The organism is Tomitella fengzijianii (assembly GCF_007559025.1).
Taxonomy (GTDB): domain Bacteria; phylum Actinomycetota; class Actinomycetes; order Mycobacteriales; family Mycobacteriaceae; genus Tomitella; species Tomitella fengzijianii.
The window spans coordinates 1,420,936-1,435,744 of record NZ_CP041765.1 but is presented as its reverse complement, the minus strand read 5'-3'; the positions used below and the strand labels follow the sequence as shown (position 1 = coordinate 1,435,744).

Annotated in this window: 12 protein-coding genes; 5 read left to right on the top strand and 7 right to left on the bottom strand. The window is 72.1% G+C overall.

Annotated features, from left to right (window positions below; genetic code table 11):
* Positions 1-5: 5 nt before the first annotated feature.
* The 6 genes from FO059_RS06580 to metG all read right to left on the bottom strand — a co-directional run bounded on the left by FO059_RS06580 (position 6) and on the right by metG (position 7,947).
* On the bottom strand, positions 6-1,883 hold the full coding sequence (locus tag FO059_RS06580; RefSeq protein WP_143907372.1) for an ABC-F family ATP-binding cassette domain-containing protein: 1,878 nt from the start codon (positions 1,881-1,883) through the stop codon (positions 6-8).
* Positions 1,883-2,881, bottom strand: coding sequence for a 4-(cytidine 5'-diphospho)-2-C-methyl-D-erythritol kinase (locus FO059_RS06575; RefSeq protein WP_143907370.1), 999 nt, complete (start codon positions 2,879-2,881; stop codon positions 1,883-1,885). Before FO059_RS06575 ends, FO059_RS06580 begins: the two co-directional genes overlap by 1 nt.
* 10 nt (positions 2,882-2,891) lie before the next feature.
* Positions 2,892-3,818 (bottom strand): 16S rRNA (adenine(1518)-N(6)/adenine(1519)-N(6))-dimethyltransferase RsmA, encoded by a 927-nt coding sequence (gene rsmA / locus FO059_RS06570; RefSeq protein WP_143907367.1) that lies wholly within the window; start codon positions 3,816-3,818, stop codon positions 2,892-2,894.
* 9 nt (positions 3,819-3,827) lie between these two features.
* On the bottom strand, positions 3,828-4,946 hold the full coding sequence (locus FO059_RS06565; protein ID WP_143907365.1) for a resuscitation-promoting factor: 1,119 nt from the start codon (positions 4,944-4,946) through the stop codon (positions 3,828-3,830).
* Positions 4,947-5,257: 311 nt separating this feature from the next.
* Positions 5,258-6,106, bottom strand: coding sequence for a TatD family hydrolase (locus tag FO059_RS06560; protein ID WP_143907363.1), 849 nt, complete (start codon positions 6,104-6,106; stop codon positions 5,258-5,260).
* Complete coding sequence (metG, locus tag FO059_RS06555) at positions 6,103-7,947, bottom strand: methionine--tRNA ligase (protein WP_143907361.1); 1,845 nt, start codon at positions 7,945-7,947, stop codon at positions 6,103-6,105. Before metG ends, FO059_RS06560 begins: the two co-directional genes overlap by 4 nt.
* Positions 7,948-8,364: 417 nt before the next feature.
* Between metG and FO059_RS06550 the strand changes: the two genes are divergently transcribed.
* Both FO059_RS06550 and FO059_RS06545 read left to right on the top strand, forming a co-directional pair.
* The gene (locus FO059_RS06550) at positions 8,365-9,582 is read left to right on the top strand and encodes a DUF2786 domain-containing protein (RefSeq protein ID WP_143907358.1); all 1,218 of its coding nucleotides are present in this window, start codon (positions 8,365-8,367) and stop codon (positions 9,580-9,582) included.
* A gap of 96 nt (positions 9,583-9,678) precedes the next feature.
* Positions 9,679-11,097: an aminodeoxychorismate synthase component I gene (locus FO059_RS06545; RefSeq protein WP_143907355.1), complete on the top strand. Its 1,419-nt coding sequence runs from the start codon at positions 9,679-9,681 to the stop codon at positions 11,095-11,097.
* On the opposite strand, the gene rsmI is transcribed toward FO059_RS06545, so the two are convergent.
* A complete protein-coding gene (gene rsmI, locus FO059_RS06540) occupies positions 11,012-11,959 on the bottom strand; it encodes a 16S rRNA (cytidine(1402)-2'-O)-methyltransferase (RefSeq protein WP_143907353.1) in 948 nt (315 codons plus the stop codon). The genes FO059_RS06545 and rsmI overlap by 86 nt on opposite strands.
* Before the next feature lie 64 nt (positions 11,960-12,023).
* Between rsmI and FO059_RS06535 the strand changes: the two genes are divergently transcribed.
* The 3 genes from FO059_RS06535 to FO059_RS06525 all read left to right on the top strand — a co-directional run bounded on the left by FO059_RS06535 (position 12,024) and on the right by FO059_RS06525 (position 14,786).
* Positions 12,024-13,742 carry a dolichyl-phosphate-mannose--protein mannosyltransferase gene (locus FO059_RS06535; protein ID WP_143910511.1) on the top strand — a complete coding sequence of 573 codons (1,719 nt, stop codon included), beginning with the start codon at positions 12,024-12,026 and terminating at the stop codon, positions 13,740-13,742.
* Between the two features lie 68 nt (positions 13,743-13,810).
* Positions 13,811-14,176: a GntR family transcriptional regulator gene (locus tag FO059_RS06530; RefSeq protein WP_282451475.1), complete on the top strand. Its 366-nt coding sequence runs from the start codon at positions 13,811-13,813 to the stop codon at positions 14,174-14,176.
* Positions 14,177-14,231: 55 nt separating this feature from the next.
* Positions 14,232-14,786: a DinB family protein gene (locus tag FO059_RS06525; protein ID WP_143907351.1), complete on the top strand. Its 555-nt coding sequence runs from the start codon at positions 14,232-14,234 to the stop codon at positions 14,784-14,786.
* The last annotated feature ends 23 nt before the right edge of the window (positions 14,787-14,809 follow it).

The following is a 14,809-nucleotide window of genomic DNA, read 5'->3' as shown; positions in this document are numbered from 1 at the left end:
ATCTCTCACCCGATATCGGCCGCGATCTCCATCCACCGCTCCTCCGCCGCATCCTTCTCGCCTGACACCTGCACCAGTTCCGCGTTGAGGGCCATGAGGCGGTCGGGATCGGTGGCGGCCTCCGCGAGCTGGGAGTGCAGGCCGGCGATCCGCGTGTCCAGCTTGGCCACCGAGCGTTCGAGCCTGCCGAGCTCCTTGGTCATCGAGCGGTGCTCCGCTGCCGACGGCCCCGCGGCCGCGGGGCCGGAACCGCCGCCGTCGTCGTCGTCGTTCTTCTGCGGCGCCGCGGCCTGTGCCGTCGGCCCCGTCTGTGCGGCGAGCTCCTCACGCCGCTCCAGATACTGTGCGATCCCCCGCGGCAGGTGTGTGAGCCGGCCGTCGCCGAACAGCGCCCACACCGAATCGCAGATGCGCTCGATGAGGTAGCGGTCGTGGCTGATCACGACCATCGTCCCGGCCCACCCGTCGAGCAGGTCCTCGAGCTGCTGCAGGGTGTCGATGTCGAGGTCGTTGGTCGGTTCGTCGAGCAGCAGCACGTTCGGCTCGCCCATCAGCACGCGGGTGAGCTGGAGACGGCGCCGCTCACCGCCCGACAGGTCGCCCACCGGCGTGCGCTGCCGCGCCGGGCTGAAGCCGAGCCGTTCGGCCAGTTGGGACGCGGACAGCTCACGGTCGCCCAGTTGCACCACCCGCGCCACGTCCTCGACGGCCTCGAGCAGGCGCATGTCGGTGGGCAGATCGTCGAGCTCCTGGCGCAGCCATCCGATCCGGACCGTCTTGCCCTCGATCCGCCTGCCCGCGGCCGGCGGCCACTCGCCGCCGAGGGTGCGCAGCAGGGTGGTCTTGCCGGACCCGTTGACGCCGACGAGCCCCACCCGCTCGCCGGGGGCAAGCCGCCAGGTCAGGTCCCGTGCCAGCACGCGGCCCTGTTTCCCCTCGCCCGCCGCAGGGGCGCGCAGCTCGACGTCCTCGAGCTCGATCACCACCTTGCCCAGACGCCGGCGCGCGAACGAGCTCAGCGCAATGGAGTCGCGCGGCGGCGGCACGTCGGCGATCAGCGCCTCGGCCGCCTCCACCCGGTAACGCGGCTTGGAGGTGCGGGCCGGAGCACCGCGGCGCAACCAGGCGAGCTCCTTGCGGGCCAGATTGCGCCGGCGCTCCTCAGTGGCGTCGGCCTGCCGTGCCCGCTCGGCACGCGCGAAGACCCAGTCGTTGTAGCCGCCCTCGTAGCTCTCCACCTTGCCGCCGACGACCTCCCAGGTGCGCGTGGCGACGGTGTCGAGGAACCAGCGGTCGTGCGTGACGACCACGAGCGCGCTCCTCCTCGACAGGAGGTGGTCGGCCAGCCAGCGCACACCTTCGACGTCCAGATGGTTGGTCGGCTCGTCCAATACGAGCAGGTCCAGGTCCTGGACCAGCGCCGCGGCCAGCGCCACCCGGCGCCGCTCGCCGCCGGAGAGCTCGTCCACCCGCGTGTGCAGGCGCCGGCCTTCCGGGTCCGCGCCGGCCGCGGCGGAGCCGCCCAATTCCGCGCCGAACCCGATGCCGTGGAGGATCCCGCGGATGCGCCGGTCCGACGCCCACTCGTGCTCCGCCATGCCCAGCGGGCCGAACACCACCTCGCCCACCGTCGCCCCGGGCGGCAGCTCGCCGCGCTGGGTGACCACCGCCAGACGCAGTCCGCCCGCAAGGCTGACCCGGCCCGAGTCCGGCGCCTCCAGGCCCGCCAAGACCTCCAGCAGCGTGGTCTTGCCGCCGCCGTTGAGCCCGACGACGCCGATGCGGTCGCCCTCGTGCACCCCCGCCGAGACCTCGTCGAGCAGGGGCTTGATGCCGAAGCTCTTCGACACGGTTTCGAGATTGACCAGGACACGGTTGGCCATCAGGCAAGATCCTCGGGGTCGTCGTAGTCGTCGTGGTCGTCGCCGAGTACGCGCGCCCCCGGCACCGGGCCGGATGCGACGCGCACGGTGCGGCACACGCCCTCGCCCGCCAGTTCCAGGCTCACCGCCAGCGCCGCGTCCTCGTCCGCGCACAGGAATGCGCACGTGGGCCCCGAACCGGAGACGATGCCGCGCAGCGCGCCGGCCCGCTCCCCCGCCGCAAGGGTGCGCCGCAGGTCCGGGCGCAGCGACAGCGCCGCCGCCTGCAGGTCGTTGCCCAGAACCGGGCCGAGCCGCGACGCGTCCCCCGCAGCCAGGGCCTGCAGGAGGTCGTCGGCGGAGCCGAGCCGCCGCAATCCGGGCTGTCGCCGACCCTGCGCATCGTCCCCGGGGCCGTCGGACAGTCCCTTGGCGCGCAGCCGGTCCAGCTCCGCGAAGACGTCGGGCGTGCTCAGACCGCCCTTGGCGAAGGCCAGGACCCAGTGGCAACTGTTGCGCGTGAGCACCGTCGTCAGGTCCTCGCCGCGCCCGGTGCCGAGCGCCGTGCCGCCGAGCAGGATGAACGGGACGTCGCTGCCCAACCCCGCCGCGATCCGCCGCAGATCGTCGCGCGGCAGGTCCAGCCCCCACATCGCGTCGAGCGCCACCAGCGTGCCCGCGGCATCAGCGCTGCCGCCGGCCATCCCCCCCGCCACGGGAATCCCCTTGTCGACCGTGATCCGGGCCTTCGGCTCGCGGCCCACGTGCGCGGCGAGCGCCTCCGCCGCACGCCACGCCAGGTTGCGATTGTCGGTGGGGACGAACCGCGAGCCCTCGCCCCGCACCCGCACCTCCAGGCCGTGCGCCGGGACGACGCTGACGGTGTCATGCAGCGACAGCGCCTGGAAGACGGTGGCCAGTTCGTGGTAGCCGTCGGGACGCGGATCCCCGACGCCCAGATGCAGGTTGACCTTGGCCGGCACCTGCACCACCACGGGTTCGTGAACGACAGTCAGCACGGCCCACAGCCTAGTCGAGCGCTTCGCCGGCATTCTGCGCGCGCGACGGTCCGGCCGCGGCCAGGCGCACGAATCCGGCCGTGTCGATGCGCTCGCCGCGGGCGGCCGGGTCGATCCCCGCGGCGCGCAGGATCCGCTCGGCCTCGGCGGCACCGCCCGCCCACCCGGACAGCGCCGCGCGCAGAGTCTTACGGCGCTGCGCGAATGCGGCATCGACGACGGCGAACACGTCGCGCCGGTGCCGATCGTCGGTCGGCCACGGGGCGGCGTCATACCGGTCGATGCGGACCAACCCGGATTCCACCTTGGGTACGGGCCAGAACACCGACCTTCCCACCGCCCCTGCACGCCGCACGGTTCCGAAGAAGCCGGCCTTCACACTGGGCACCCCGTACGTCCGGCTTCCCGGCGCCGCGGCAAGGCGGTCGGCGACCTCCTCCTGCACCATCACGAGCGCTCCGCGCAGCGTGGGGACCTCCGCGAACAGATGCAGGAGCACCGGGACCGCGACGTTGTAGGGGAGGTTCGCCACGAGCACCGTCGCTTCCGCGGGCAGGTCGGCGCGGCGCACCCGCAGCGCGTCGCCTTCGACGACGGCGAGGCGCCCGGCCACCGCCGGCGCGCGCCGGGCCGCCGTCTCCGGCAGCTGCCGCGCCAGCACGGGGTCGATCTCGACGGCCACGACGGACGCTGCCGTGTCAAGCAACGCCAGCGTGAGCGAACCGAGCCCGGGCCCCACCTCCAGGACCGTGTCGTCCGGGCGCACGCCCGCCTTCGCGACGATCCGCCGGACGGTGTTGGCGTCGTGGACGAAGTTCTGGCCGAGGGTCTTCGTCGGCCGGACCCCCAGCCGTTCGGCGAGCTCGCGGACCTCGGCGGGGCCGAGAAGGGCTGCGCGGCCAGTGGCCGCGCCGCCCTCGTCAGAAGTGTCGGGCATCCTCAGAATCTAGCGTGCACCGATCTTGCTGCTGCACAGCGGCCACGCGCCCCACCCCTGTGCGGCCTGCACCTTCTCCGCCACGGCGATCTGCTGCTCCCGCGTCGCCAGGTCCGCGCGCGCGGCGTACTGGCCGCCGCCGAAGGCCTGCCAGGTCTGCTGGGTGAACTGCAGCCCGCCGTAGAAGCCGTTCCCGGAGTTGATCGCCCAGTTCCCGGTGGCCTCGCACTGCGCCAGCGAGTCCCACACGCCGCCGTGCGGCACCGACGGCGCCGACTTGGTGCCGACCCGGACCTCGGCCGGAACCCCCGGCTCGAGCACCTTCTCGTCCAGCTTGACGCGCTCGGTCTCCTTGCCGTCGACCGTGGTCACCTTGTAGGTGACTTCGCGGGTGCCGGGCGTGCCGGGAGCGGTCACCTCGGTCTTGCCCTTGGCGAGCGAGTCGTCGTCGGTCTTCGCCGCCGGCGGCTCGAAGGACTCCGTGACGGTCTCCGTGTCGGTGGCGATGCGCTTGACCGTGACCGTCATGCCCTCGGCCACGGGGGTCGACGCCGCGGGCTCGACGACGTCGTCGCCGTCCAGCGGGGTGCCGAGCGCGGCGAGCATGTCGCCCACGGTCGCGTCGGCGCTGTTCACCGGGATCGTCTGCCCGCCATCGGCCAGCGTCACGTGCTTGGGAGTGGTGACGTCGAGTGCCATTCCATCCAGGGGCAGCCGGTGCGAGCGCGACGCGGACACCTTGGCGCCCGCGGCCGCGGCGTCGAACTGGGACAGCGCCTCGGAGACCGTGCTCGCGGTGGTCCACACCTCGCGCTGCACGCCGTCGACGGTGATCGTCAGCGGCTTGGCGTTGCGCAGCACGATCGTCTCCCCCGAGGCGACGTCCGCGCCTGCGGCCGGAGCCACCACGTCCCGGTCCTCCACGGTGTATCCGGCGTCCTCGATCACGCCCTGCACCGACGATGCCATGGTCCGCACCTGCATCTGCTGGCCGTCGACGTCGAGCGTGACCGTCTTGAGCATCGCCGCCACCGCGGCTCCCCCGGCCACCAGGGTCAGCAGCAACGCCCCCAGGACGGCACGGAGGAGGAAGGACGGGGCGCGGTTGATCCGGGCGAAGGCTGACATCGGTTTCCTGTGGTGGCAGTTCCGGGCAGGGGTGGGCACCACCGGATTCCCGCATCCCAGCGGGCCGTCGGTCTTCGGCGTGCGGGCCTGAGCCCCGCCGTGGCGCCCGGGACTTCCCCATCCCGGCTATCACGATCACAGGACGGTAACGAACCGGTATCGGTACTGCAATCCACCATGGCCGCAATTCCGCACCGATCCCGCTTGGCGGCACCCCCATCAGGCACGATGGCGCGTTTGTGAAGTATCACACCGGACCACTGCGCGGGCGTGTCGCCTTACGGCTCCGCGCGCCGCACCCTCGACCCGAACTACAGGTGCAGGTCGCGGCTGCCGATGCCGTACACGCGCTCGGCGTTGCCCGTCGCCAAGGCGGCGACCGTCTCCACGCTCTCGCCTCTCAGGTGGGCGAGCGCCCGGGCGGTGTAGGGCAGGCAGTACGGCTCGTTGGGCGCCCCCCGGTACGGGTGCGGAGTCAGGAACGGCGCATCGGTCTCCAGCAGGAAACCGTCGTCCGGCGGGATCGCCGCCGCCGCGTGCAGCTCCTTGGCGTTGCGGAAGCTGACCGTCCCCGAGAAGCTCAGCATGTATCCCGCGTCCACGCATTTGCGCGCGGTCTCCGGCCCCGACGAGAAGCAGTGGAAGATCACGGTTTCCGGGGCGCCCTCCGACGCAAGCACGGCCAGCACGTCGTCGTCGGCCTCGCGGTTGTGGATCATCAGCGGCAGACCGGTGCGCTTGGCGAGGTCGATGTGCCATACGAAGGCCTCGAGCTGGTCGCCGCGTTCCGCGCAACCGTCCATCTTGCCCGGCCAGTACCAGTCCAGGCCGGTCTCGCCCACTGCCACGACCCGGTCGTCCGCCGCGAGCGCCTCGAGCTCCGTCCGCGCCTCGTCGTCCAGGACGTTCGCCCGGGTGGGATGCAGCGCCACCGCGGCGTGGACACGCTGGTCCCAGTGCGCGGCCCGCACCGCGAAGCGGGCCGCGTCGAGGTCGTCGGCGATCGTCACGACTCGCCCCACCCCCGCACGCCCGGCGCGGTCGAGCACGGCGGCCAGCGAGGCCTCGTCGTGCACGCCGCACGCGTCGAGGTGGGTATGGGCGTCGATGAGCTCGCCCGCCGGCTCCGGAACCGGCGGCGCCGGGCGCTCGCGTTTCACTTGTCCACCGGGGCCCACTCCGGACCGGCCTCCCCCAGCTCCGGGGCCAGCTTGCGGAACAGCGGGGTCGGCTTGGACAACGGGGTGCCCGGCTGCACCTCGGTGCGCCGCCACACCGCCTTCTCCGCGGCGTAGTCGCCCATGAGCACCGGGTAACTGCGCCCCTCCGCGGGCAGCCCGACGCCCACCGGCCCCTCGGGCAGCGACGGCGAAACCAGGTCGTCGACCTCGCGGACCTCCGGCTGCGCCGCCCACACCCCGCCGCCGCCGAGCAGTTCGTGCACGCTCTGCGCGGAGTGCGGAAGGAACGGCGTGAGCAGCGCGTTGGCGTCCGAGACCACCTGCAGGGAGGTGTGCAGCACGGTGGCGAGCCTGTCGGCCTGCGCCGGGTCCTTGGCGAGCTTCCACGGCTCGGTGTCGGAGATGTACTTGTTGGCGGCCGAGACCACCCGCATCGCCTCACCGGCGGCCGAACGGAACCTGCTGCGCGCCAGATCCGCGCCGACCGTGTCGAACGCCGCGTGCGCGGTGCGCAGCAGCTCCGCGTCCGCGTCGGTCACGGTGCCCGGACGCGGGATGGCGCCGAAGTTCTTGAACGCCATGGACACCGAGCGGTTGACCAGGTTGCCCCATTCGTTGGCCAGCTCGAAGTTGGTCCGCCGGACGAACTCCTCCCAGGTGAAGTCCGTGTCCTGAGTCTCCGGGCCGGCGACGGAGATGAAGTAGCGCAGCGCGTCGGGGCCGAAGTCGCGCAGAAAATCCCGCACGTAGATGACGGTGCCGCGGGAGGTCGAGAACTTCGACCCGCTCATCGTGAGGAACTCCGAGGACACCACCTCGGTGGGCAGGTTGAGCGCGCCGAGCGGCCCGGGCTCGCCGCCCTTCGCGCCCTCGCCCCGGTAGCCCAGCAGCTCCGACGGCCAGATCTGCGAGTGGAAGGTGATGTTGTCCTTGCCCATGAAGTAGTTGCTGACCGCGTTCGGGTCCGTCCACCACTCGCGCCACGCCTCCGGTTCCCCGGAGCGCGCAGCCCATTCCATCGACGCGGACAAGTATCCGATGACGGCGTCGAACCAGACGTAGAGCTTCTTGTCGCCGCGGTCCTGCCACCCCTCGAGCGGGATCGGAATGCCCCAGTCGATGTCGCGGCTCATGGCGCGCGGGCGCATGTCGTCGATGAGGTTGAGGCTGAAGCGCAGGACATTCGGCCGCCAGCCGGAGCGGCCCTTGAGCCAGTCGCCGAGCGAGTCCGCGAGCGCGGGCAGATCGAGGAACCAGTGCTCGGACTCGACGAACTTCGGGGTCTCCCCGTTGATCTTGCTGCGCGGATTGATCAGATCCGCCGGGTCGAGCTGGTTTCCGCAATTGTCGCACTGGTCGCCGCGGGCGCCGTCGTACCCGCAGATCGGGCAGGTGCCTTCGACGAACCGGTCCGGAAGCGTACGGCCCGTGGAGGGGCTGATCGCGCCGGTGGTGGTCTTCGGCACCAGGTAGCCGTTCTTGTGCAGCGTGCGGAACAGCTCCTGGACCACCGCGTAGTGATTGCGCGTGGTGGTGCGGGTGAACAGGTCGTAGCTCAGACCGAGCCCCTGCAGATCGTCCACGATCACACGGTTGTACCGGTCCGCCAGGTCCATCGGCGCGATGCCCTCCGCGTCCGCCTGCACCAGGATCGGCGTGCCGTGCTCGTCCGTGCCCGAAACCATCAGGACCCGGTTGCCGATCATCCGCTGATAGCGCGAGAAGACGTCGGAGGGCACCCCGAAACCGGACACGTGGCCGATGTGGCGGGGCCCGTTCGCATAGGGCCACGCGACGGCGGTGAGCACAGAGGAAGACATGCTCACAGCCTATTGCGTACGACGGGCGGAACTTGTCGGTGGGTTCATGCACGATGGCGAACGTGTGATCGATAGAACGAATGCCCGATCCCTTCGGAACCCCGGGCTTCGTGAAACCCCGGGCTTCACGGATGCACGGGCTTCACGGATGCACGGGATTCACGGATGCACGGCATCCTCGGCGCCGACCCGCGGCCGGGGATCCGTCGGACCGTTCCGCATCGTCGTCGCACGCGCACGCGAACATCGAGCATGAGGGGGAGCACGATCATGTACCGAGGCGCCACCGGATCCGCATCCGGCACGCAGTTCCGCGATCACGACGGCCGCACCGCAGGCTGCTGCGAGCACAGTCGTGAGGGCAGGGGCGGGGGAAGTTGCGAGGGGGAACACGGGCCCTGCGGTACCGCAGCGTCCGTGGCCGCTCTCGTGCTAGGCGCCCTCACCGACGTCTACGAGCGCGGCTGGCAGCCCCAGGACGTCCTGCATGTCACCGGCCGGCACTTCTCCGACGTCAAGGCGGGGCTGATCGCGACGTTGCTCCTCGTCCACGCCTACCGGGTCACCAGCCTGGCCTGCGCCCCCGCGTCGTGGTCGGATCAGATCCGCGCGATGGCGCTTGCCGAGCCCGCCGCGGACAGCGCGGCGCTCCGCTACGCGGGAGCCGCCGCGACGGCGCAGCGGGACCTGTCCGGCCACTGCTCCGCGGGCCGCGTTGCCGCAGCGGGCACGCCCGAGCTGCCCGGCATCGGATCCTACATCGGAGACTGCACCGCGCACGGGCTTGTGCTCCTGTGGGATTCGCTTCCCGACTGGCCCCACCTGTGCCCGCCGCCGTCGCAGTGGGGTCCGCACACCGCGTCGTCCGCGACTGCGGGTGATCGGCTCGCCGCCGACGGAAGCCCGGGCACGGTCGATCCCAAGGTGCCGGCCCGCATCCGCGCCCTGCTCGCCAAGGCGGAATCCACCGACTACCCGCACGAGGCCGAGGCTCTGACGGCGAAAGCCCAGGAACTGATCACCCGCCACTCGGTGGACACGGCGATGCTCCACCGGTCCGCCCCGGCGAACGGATTCACCGTGTCCGCGCGGCGCATCCACCTGGACAACCCGTACTTGCGGGAGAAGGTGACCCTGCTCTCCGCCATTGGAAAGGTGAACGCGGTGCGCACAGTCTGGTCCAAGCGGCTGGCCATCGCGACCGTCGTCGGACCCGCCGATGCGCTGGAGCAGGTGGAACTGCTCTTCACCTCGCTGCTGGTGCAATGCACCCGGGCCATGCAGCTCCGGTCGCCGCGTTTCAGCGCGCCCGGCCACACCGCGGCGTTCCGCCGGTCGTTCCTCGTCGGATTCGCCACCCGGATCGGGCAGCGGCTGGCAGAGGCGCAACGCCAGGCCACCCGCGACGCGGCCGCGGACGCGGGCGTACACGACAGAGCACTCGTCCCGGTCCTGCGCGCGCAGGACGACGCCGTCCGGCGGGAGGCCCAGCGGCTGTTCCCGCACTCACGTCCCACACGCGCGGGCAAGGTGGACCCCGTCGGCTGGTGCGCGGGAACGGACGCGGCCGAGACCGCGACCATCACCGCAGGCGGCCGGCGTCTGCCAGGGCGCCGCCCCCTGCCCCGCGCATGACACCGGCCGGGACCGGGCCCGCCGGCCGGGCCGGGACCATTCACACCCGGTCCGGTCCTGTTCGCTCCCGGTCGGGGCCCATGGCACCCTGATGCGATGCTGCAACAGCGACTGGGCCCCGGAGCGTCCGCCTCTGCGGTGCTCCGGGGCCTCGGGACACGTTCCGCGCACCGGTACACGGCCGGGCCGGCCGCCCTGACCGGGCGGTGGTTCGGCGCCGCCGCGGTGATCGCGCCCGAGTGCCGGGCCCTACCCGTCGAGCCCCGGCACGCATTCACCGCGCCCGCGGATCACGCTGCGGCACCGTCACGTCGCGCCCACGCGCGAGGCCACCGCGCCATCGGCGGCGGGTGGATCGGCTACCTGTCGTACCCGGATGGAACCCGCACCGCGACCGGGCACGGGCGGCTGCCCGCCGCCGCCGGGGCCTGGACGGACAGCGTGCTCGTCCTCGACGACGCCGGATGCTGGTGGTGGGAGTCGTTGACGGGCGAGACCTGTCCGCGCGACATCGCCGCCCTCGTCGACCCCGCCGGCGGCGGGCACAGCGCCGATCCTGCCGACGGGCCGCGCAGCGCCGCCCGCACCGGGCCCGCGCTGCACTGGTCGGTCGACTGGACCGGCCCCGACCCGGCGCAGCATCGCCGCGGTGTCGAAGCGTGTCTTGCGGCCATCGGCGCCGGAGAGATCTACCAGGCATGCGTGTGCACGGCCTTCACCGGACGGTACGCCGGATCGCCGCTGGGCTTCTTCGCCGACGCCACGGCCGCGACCACGCCCCGGCGCGCCGCATACATCGACGGCCCCGGGGGCGCGGTCGCGTCGCTGTCGCCGGAGACGTTCCTCACGCGCGACGGAGACCGCGTCGAGTCGAGCCCCATCAAGGGGACGGCACCGTCGACCTCGCCGCCCGGCGCGCTCCGCCGTTCCGTCAAGGACGTGGCCGAGAACATCATGATCGTCGACCTCGTGCGCAACGATCTGGGGCGTGTGGCGGCCGTCGGCTCGGTGCGCGCGCGCCGACTGCTGGAGGTCCGTAGGGCCCCCGGCGTGTGGCACCTGGTCTCCACGGTGTCCGCCACGCTGCCGACGGGGACGGCCGACGCCGGGCTGATCGCGGCGACGTTCCCCCCGGCCTCGGTCACCGGTACCCCCAAGGCCCGGGCACGCGACCTCCTCGACGGGTGGGAGGGCGTCCCCCGCGGCGTCTACTGCGGCACGGTCGGCATGTTCTCACCGGTCGCCGGGCTCGAGCTCAATGTCGCCATCCGGACCGTCGAATTCCGGCACGACGGCTCGGCGGTTCTGGGCGTGGGCGGAGGGATCACCTCCGACTCGGATCCCGCGGCAGAATGGCAGGAATGCCTGGACAAGGCCGCCAGCATCATCGGCCTGGTCCCCTCATCCAGGGCGGACGGCAGCGGCGCCGTCACTCCCGCGCCGAGAGAACAGCCTGGTAGAGCTCCCTCTTGGACAGTCCCTCCTCATCACCCACCTGCGCGCAGGCGTCCTTGAGGCGAATCCCGCCGCTCACGCGTCGTTCCACCTCCCCCACCAGGTCCGTCACCGAACGACGGCGGGGCACCGCACCGGCGAGCACCACGGATATCTCGCCGCGCACCCCCTCCGCGGCCCAGGCTGCCAGCTCCCCCAGCGTTCCGCGACGCACCTCCTCGTACGTCTTCGTCATCTCACGGCACACCGCCGCCCGCCGCTCGGCACCCAACACCTCGACGGCATCCGCCAGGCACGCCGCGAGCCGGTGTGGTGACTCGAAGAAGACGCTCGCCCGCGGCTCGTCGTGGAGCGTCGCGAAGAAGTCCCGGCGCTTTCCCGGCTTGCGCGGGGCGAACCCTTCGAAGCAGAAACGGTCGACGGGCAGTCCCGACAGGGCCAGGGCCGTCGTCACCGCGGACGGTCCGGGAAGGCAGGTGACCCTGTGGCCCGCGGCGATGCAGGCGTCGACGAGGCTGTAGCCCGGGTCGCTCACCGACGGCATTCCCGCGTCCGTCACCAGCAACACCGACTCCCCGGCCGCGACCGCCTCCACCAGCGCGGGAATCCGTGCCGACTCGACCTGGTCGTAAAAGCTGACCACCCGCCCACCGATGGTCACGCCCAGCGCTGCGGCGAGCGCCCGCGTCCGCCGCGTGTCCTCGGCCGCCACAACGTCGGACTCCGCGATGGCAGCGCGCAGTCGCGGTGACGCGTCACCGATCTCGCCCAGCGGGGTGGCCGCCAGGATCAGACGGCCGCGCCCGTCCGCCGGCCCGCCGCCGGCGGACTGTGCACTGACAGCGCCGCGAACATCCGTCGGGGCGTCGCGTTCTTCCGTCGGGGCGTCGCGTTCTTCCGTCGGGGCGTCGCGTTCTTCCATGGAAGCTGAGCCTACGGACATCCACTGTGTGCGTCGGAACGCCTACCATCGTCGTGTGCCGCCGATGACCACCGCCCGCAGGACCGACGCCGCGGGTGACGCATCGGCGGCGGCCGAACTCCCGTCGGCGCCGTCGCACCGGGCGTTCGGCAGGCGCGCCACGGCCCCGCCGGGGACGGGCCCGCACGGCCGCGGAGGCCCCGACAGTCGACAGCCCCCGGGCGCCGCCGCTGCGACCGACCGGCTCCGCGGATGGATCACCACCATCGTCATCACCGCGATCGCGGGTGTGACCAGGTTCGTCACGCTGGGCAACCCCACGGACGCCGGCACGCCTGTATTCGACGAGAAGCATTACGCGCCGCAGGCCTGGCAGATGATCGGCGGCGGGTGGATCGAGGACAACCCCGGCTACGAGCTGGTGGTGCATCCGCCGCTCGCCAAGCAGCTGATGGCGCTGGGGCAGTGGATGTTCGGATACGACGGCTTCGGCTGGCGCTTCGCCTCCGCGGTGGCGGGCACCGTGCTGGTGCTGCTGATCATCCGGATCGCGCGGCGGATGACCGGATCGACGTTGCTCGGGGCGGTGGCGGGATTGCTGGCCACTGCGGACGGGGTGCTCACCGTGTCGTCGCGGACCGCGCTGCTGGACATCTTCCTGACCGTGTTCATGGTCGCGGCCTTCGCGTGCCTGCTGTGCGACCGGCAGCAGGTCCTCGACCGCCTGTCGCTGGTGGCCGTGGAGGGGCGCATCCACGACTCGGCCTTCGGGCCGCGGCTGGGCTTCCGCTGGTGGCGGTTCGGCGCCGGCGTCCTGCTGGGGCTCTCCTGCGCCGCGAAGTGGGGCGGGCTGTACTACGTCGCGTTCTTCGGGCTGCTCTGCGTGATGTCGGACGTCGCGGCGCGCCGGCGGTTCGGCGTGCGGCGCCCGTGGGTCGGCACCCTCGTCCGCGACACGCCGGCCGCGCTCGCCAGCCTGGTGCTGGTGCCCCTGCTGACGTACCTGGGTTCCTGGTGGGCGTGGTTCGCCAGCGAGGTGGGCGTGGACCGGCACGCCGTCGGCTGGAAGGTCGGGGCCGGCGGCGATTTCTCCTTCGTTCCCGATGCCCTCCGCAGCCTCTGGTACTACAGCGCCCACGTGCTCGAGTTCCATGAGCATCTCACCAACTCCGCGGGCAATCGGCACCCGTGGGAGTCCAAGCCGTGGACCTGGCCGATGAGCCTGCGCCCCCTTCTGTACTACTTCGCCGACGGCGACAAAGTGGACGGTTGCGGCGCGGACAAGTGCGTGAGCGCGATGATGATCGTGGGAACCCCGGCGTTGTGGTGGCTGTCGCTGCCGGTCGCGGCGTGGGCGGTATGGCGGATCATCACGCGGCACGACTGGCGATACACGTGGATCCTCGTCGGCTATGCGGCCGGCTATCTGCCGTGGTTCCTCAACCTCGACCGGCAGATGTACTTTTTCTACTCCGTGGGCCTCGCCCCGTTCCTCATCCTGGCGATCACGCTCGTGCTCGGGGAGATCCTCGGCGTGCGGAACCCTCGGCCCACGCCGCACGGGGCGGGTCCGCCGGGCCGGGACGGGAACCCGCGCGCGCTCGCCGGCGCGCATCCGCGCGCGTACCGTCCGGGCGAACGCCGGCGGCTCGGCCTGATCATCGTCTGCGGCTATGTCGCCCTCGTCATCGCGAACTACGTGTGGCTGTGGCCGATCCTCACCGGCCGCGTCATCTCCGACGCACACTGGCAGATGGAACTGTGGCTGCCCAGTTGGCGGTGACCCGCCCGCCCCGCGTGCCGCTCGGGGGCCGGCGCCCCGCCTCAATGGACCGCACCGAAGGAGCTCATATGACCGGCATCGAGGCGATCACAATCGACCACGACTCGCCCACTCCGCCATTCGATCAGGTCCGTCTGCAGGTCATGACCCTGGTCCGCGACGGGGACCTCATCTCCGGCCAGAAGCTTCCCACCGTCCGCGCCCTTGCCACCGCACTCGGAATCGCCGCCAACACCGCCGCGCGGGCCTACCGGGAGCTGGAGTCCGCCGGCGTCATCGAGACGCGCGGCCGGAACGGCACCTTCATCGCCGGTACCGGAGACGTGACGCGGCGCGACGCGCAGCGCGCCGCGGTGGAGTTCGTCCGCACAGCACGAGGTCTGGGGTTCGACGACCACACGATCCGCGCGTTGGTGGACACGGCGCTCGCGTGACCCGGCCGGGCGCCGGGACACAACGGGATGTCCGCGAGGGGACGATGATGGTGTCATGCCGAATGTTCCCGATCCCACCGATCCCGTCCCGCCGGAAACCCGCGACTGGACGACGATCACCCGCGAGCCCTGCGCCGCATGCGGATTCGACCCGTCCACCGTGACGCCAGCGACCGCGGCCGATCGCATCCGCGCCACCATTCGGCCGTGGGCCGCGGTGCCGACCCGCCCCGGCAGCACCGCACGCCCCGCGCCGGACGTGTGGTCGCCCCTCGAGTACGCGTGCCACGTGCGCGACGTCTGCCGCACCTTCACAGAACGTCTCGACCTGATCGTCCGCACCTCGGCGGGCGCGCATCCCGCCCGCTTCCCGGACTGGGACCAGAATGCCGCGCAGGTGACGGGCCGCTACAACGCGCAGGACCCGGACACGGTGGCCCGGGAGTACGCCGCGGCCGCAGCCGCGCTGGCGGACGGCTTCGCCGCGGTGCACGGCGACGCATGGGGCCGGGAGGGCGCCCGGGGCGACGGCGCACGGTTCACCACCCTCTCGCTGGCGGCATACCTCGTCCATGATCTCGAGCACCACCTGGTCGACGTCGGCGGCTGAGCGTTCGGCCCCGGTGCAGTCCG

Excerpts from the sequence above, each read along its gene's own strand:
- FO059_RS06545 (WP_143907355.1), top strand. The coding sequence starts at position 9,679 with ATGCTGCAACAGCGACTGGGCCCCGGAGCGTCCGCCTCTGCGGTGCTC.
- rsmA (WP_143907367.1), bottom strand. The coding sequence starts at position 3,818 with ATGCCCGACACTTCTGACGAGGGCGGCGCGGCCACTGGCCGCGCAGCC.
- rsmI (WP_143907353.1), bottom strand. The coding sequence starts at position 11,959 with ATGGAAGAACGCGACGCCCCGACGGAAGAACGCGACGCCCCGACGGAA.
- FO059_RS06535 (WP_143910511.1), top strand. The coding sequence starts at position 12,024 with ATGACCACCGCCCGCAGGACCGACGCCGCGGGTGACGCATCGGCGGCG.
- FO059_RS06565 (WP_143907365.1), bottom strand. The coding sequence starts at position 4,946 with ATGTCAGCCTTCGCCCGGATCAACCGCGCCCCGTCCTTCCTCCTCCGT.
- FO059_RS06525 (WP_143907351.1), top strand. The coding sequence starts at position 14,232 with ATGCCGAATGTTCCCGATCCCACCGATCCCGTCCCGCCGGAAACCCGC.
- FO059_RS06530 (WP_282451475.1), top strand. The coding sequence starts at position 13,811 with ATGACCGGCATCGAGGCGATCACAATCGACCACGACTCGCCCACTCCG.
- metG (WP_143907361.1), bottom strand. The coding sequence starts at position 7,947 with ATGTCTTCCTCTGTGCTCACCGCCGTCGCGTGGCCCTATGCGAACGGG.
- FO059_RS06580 (WP_143907372.1), bottom strand. The coding sequence starts at position 1,883 with ATGGCCAACCGTGTCCTGGTCAATCTCGAAACCGTGTCGAAGAGCTTC.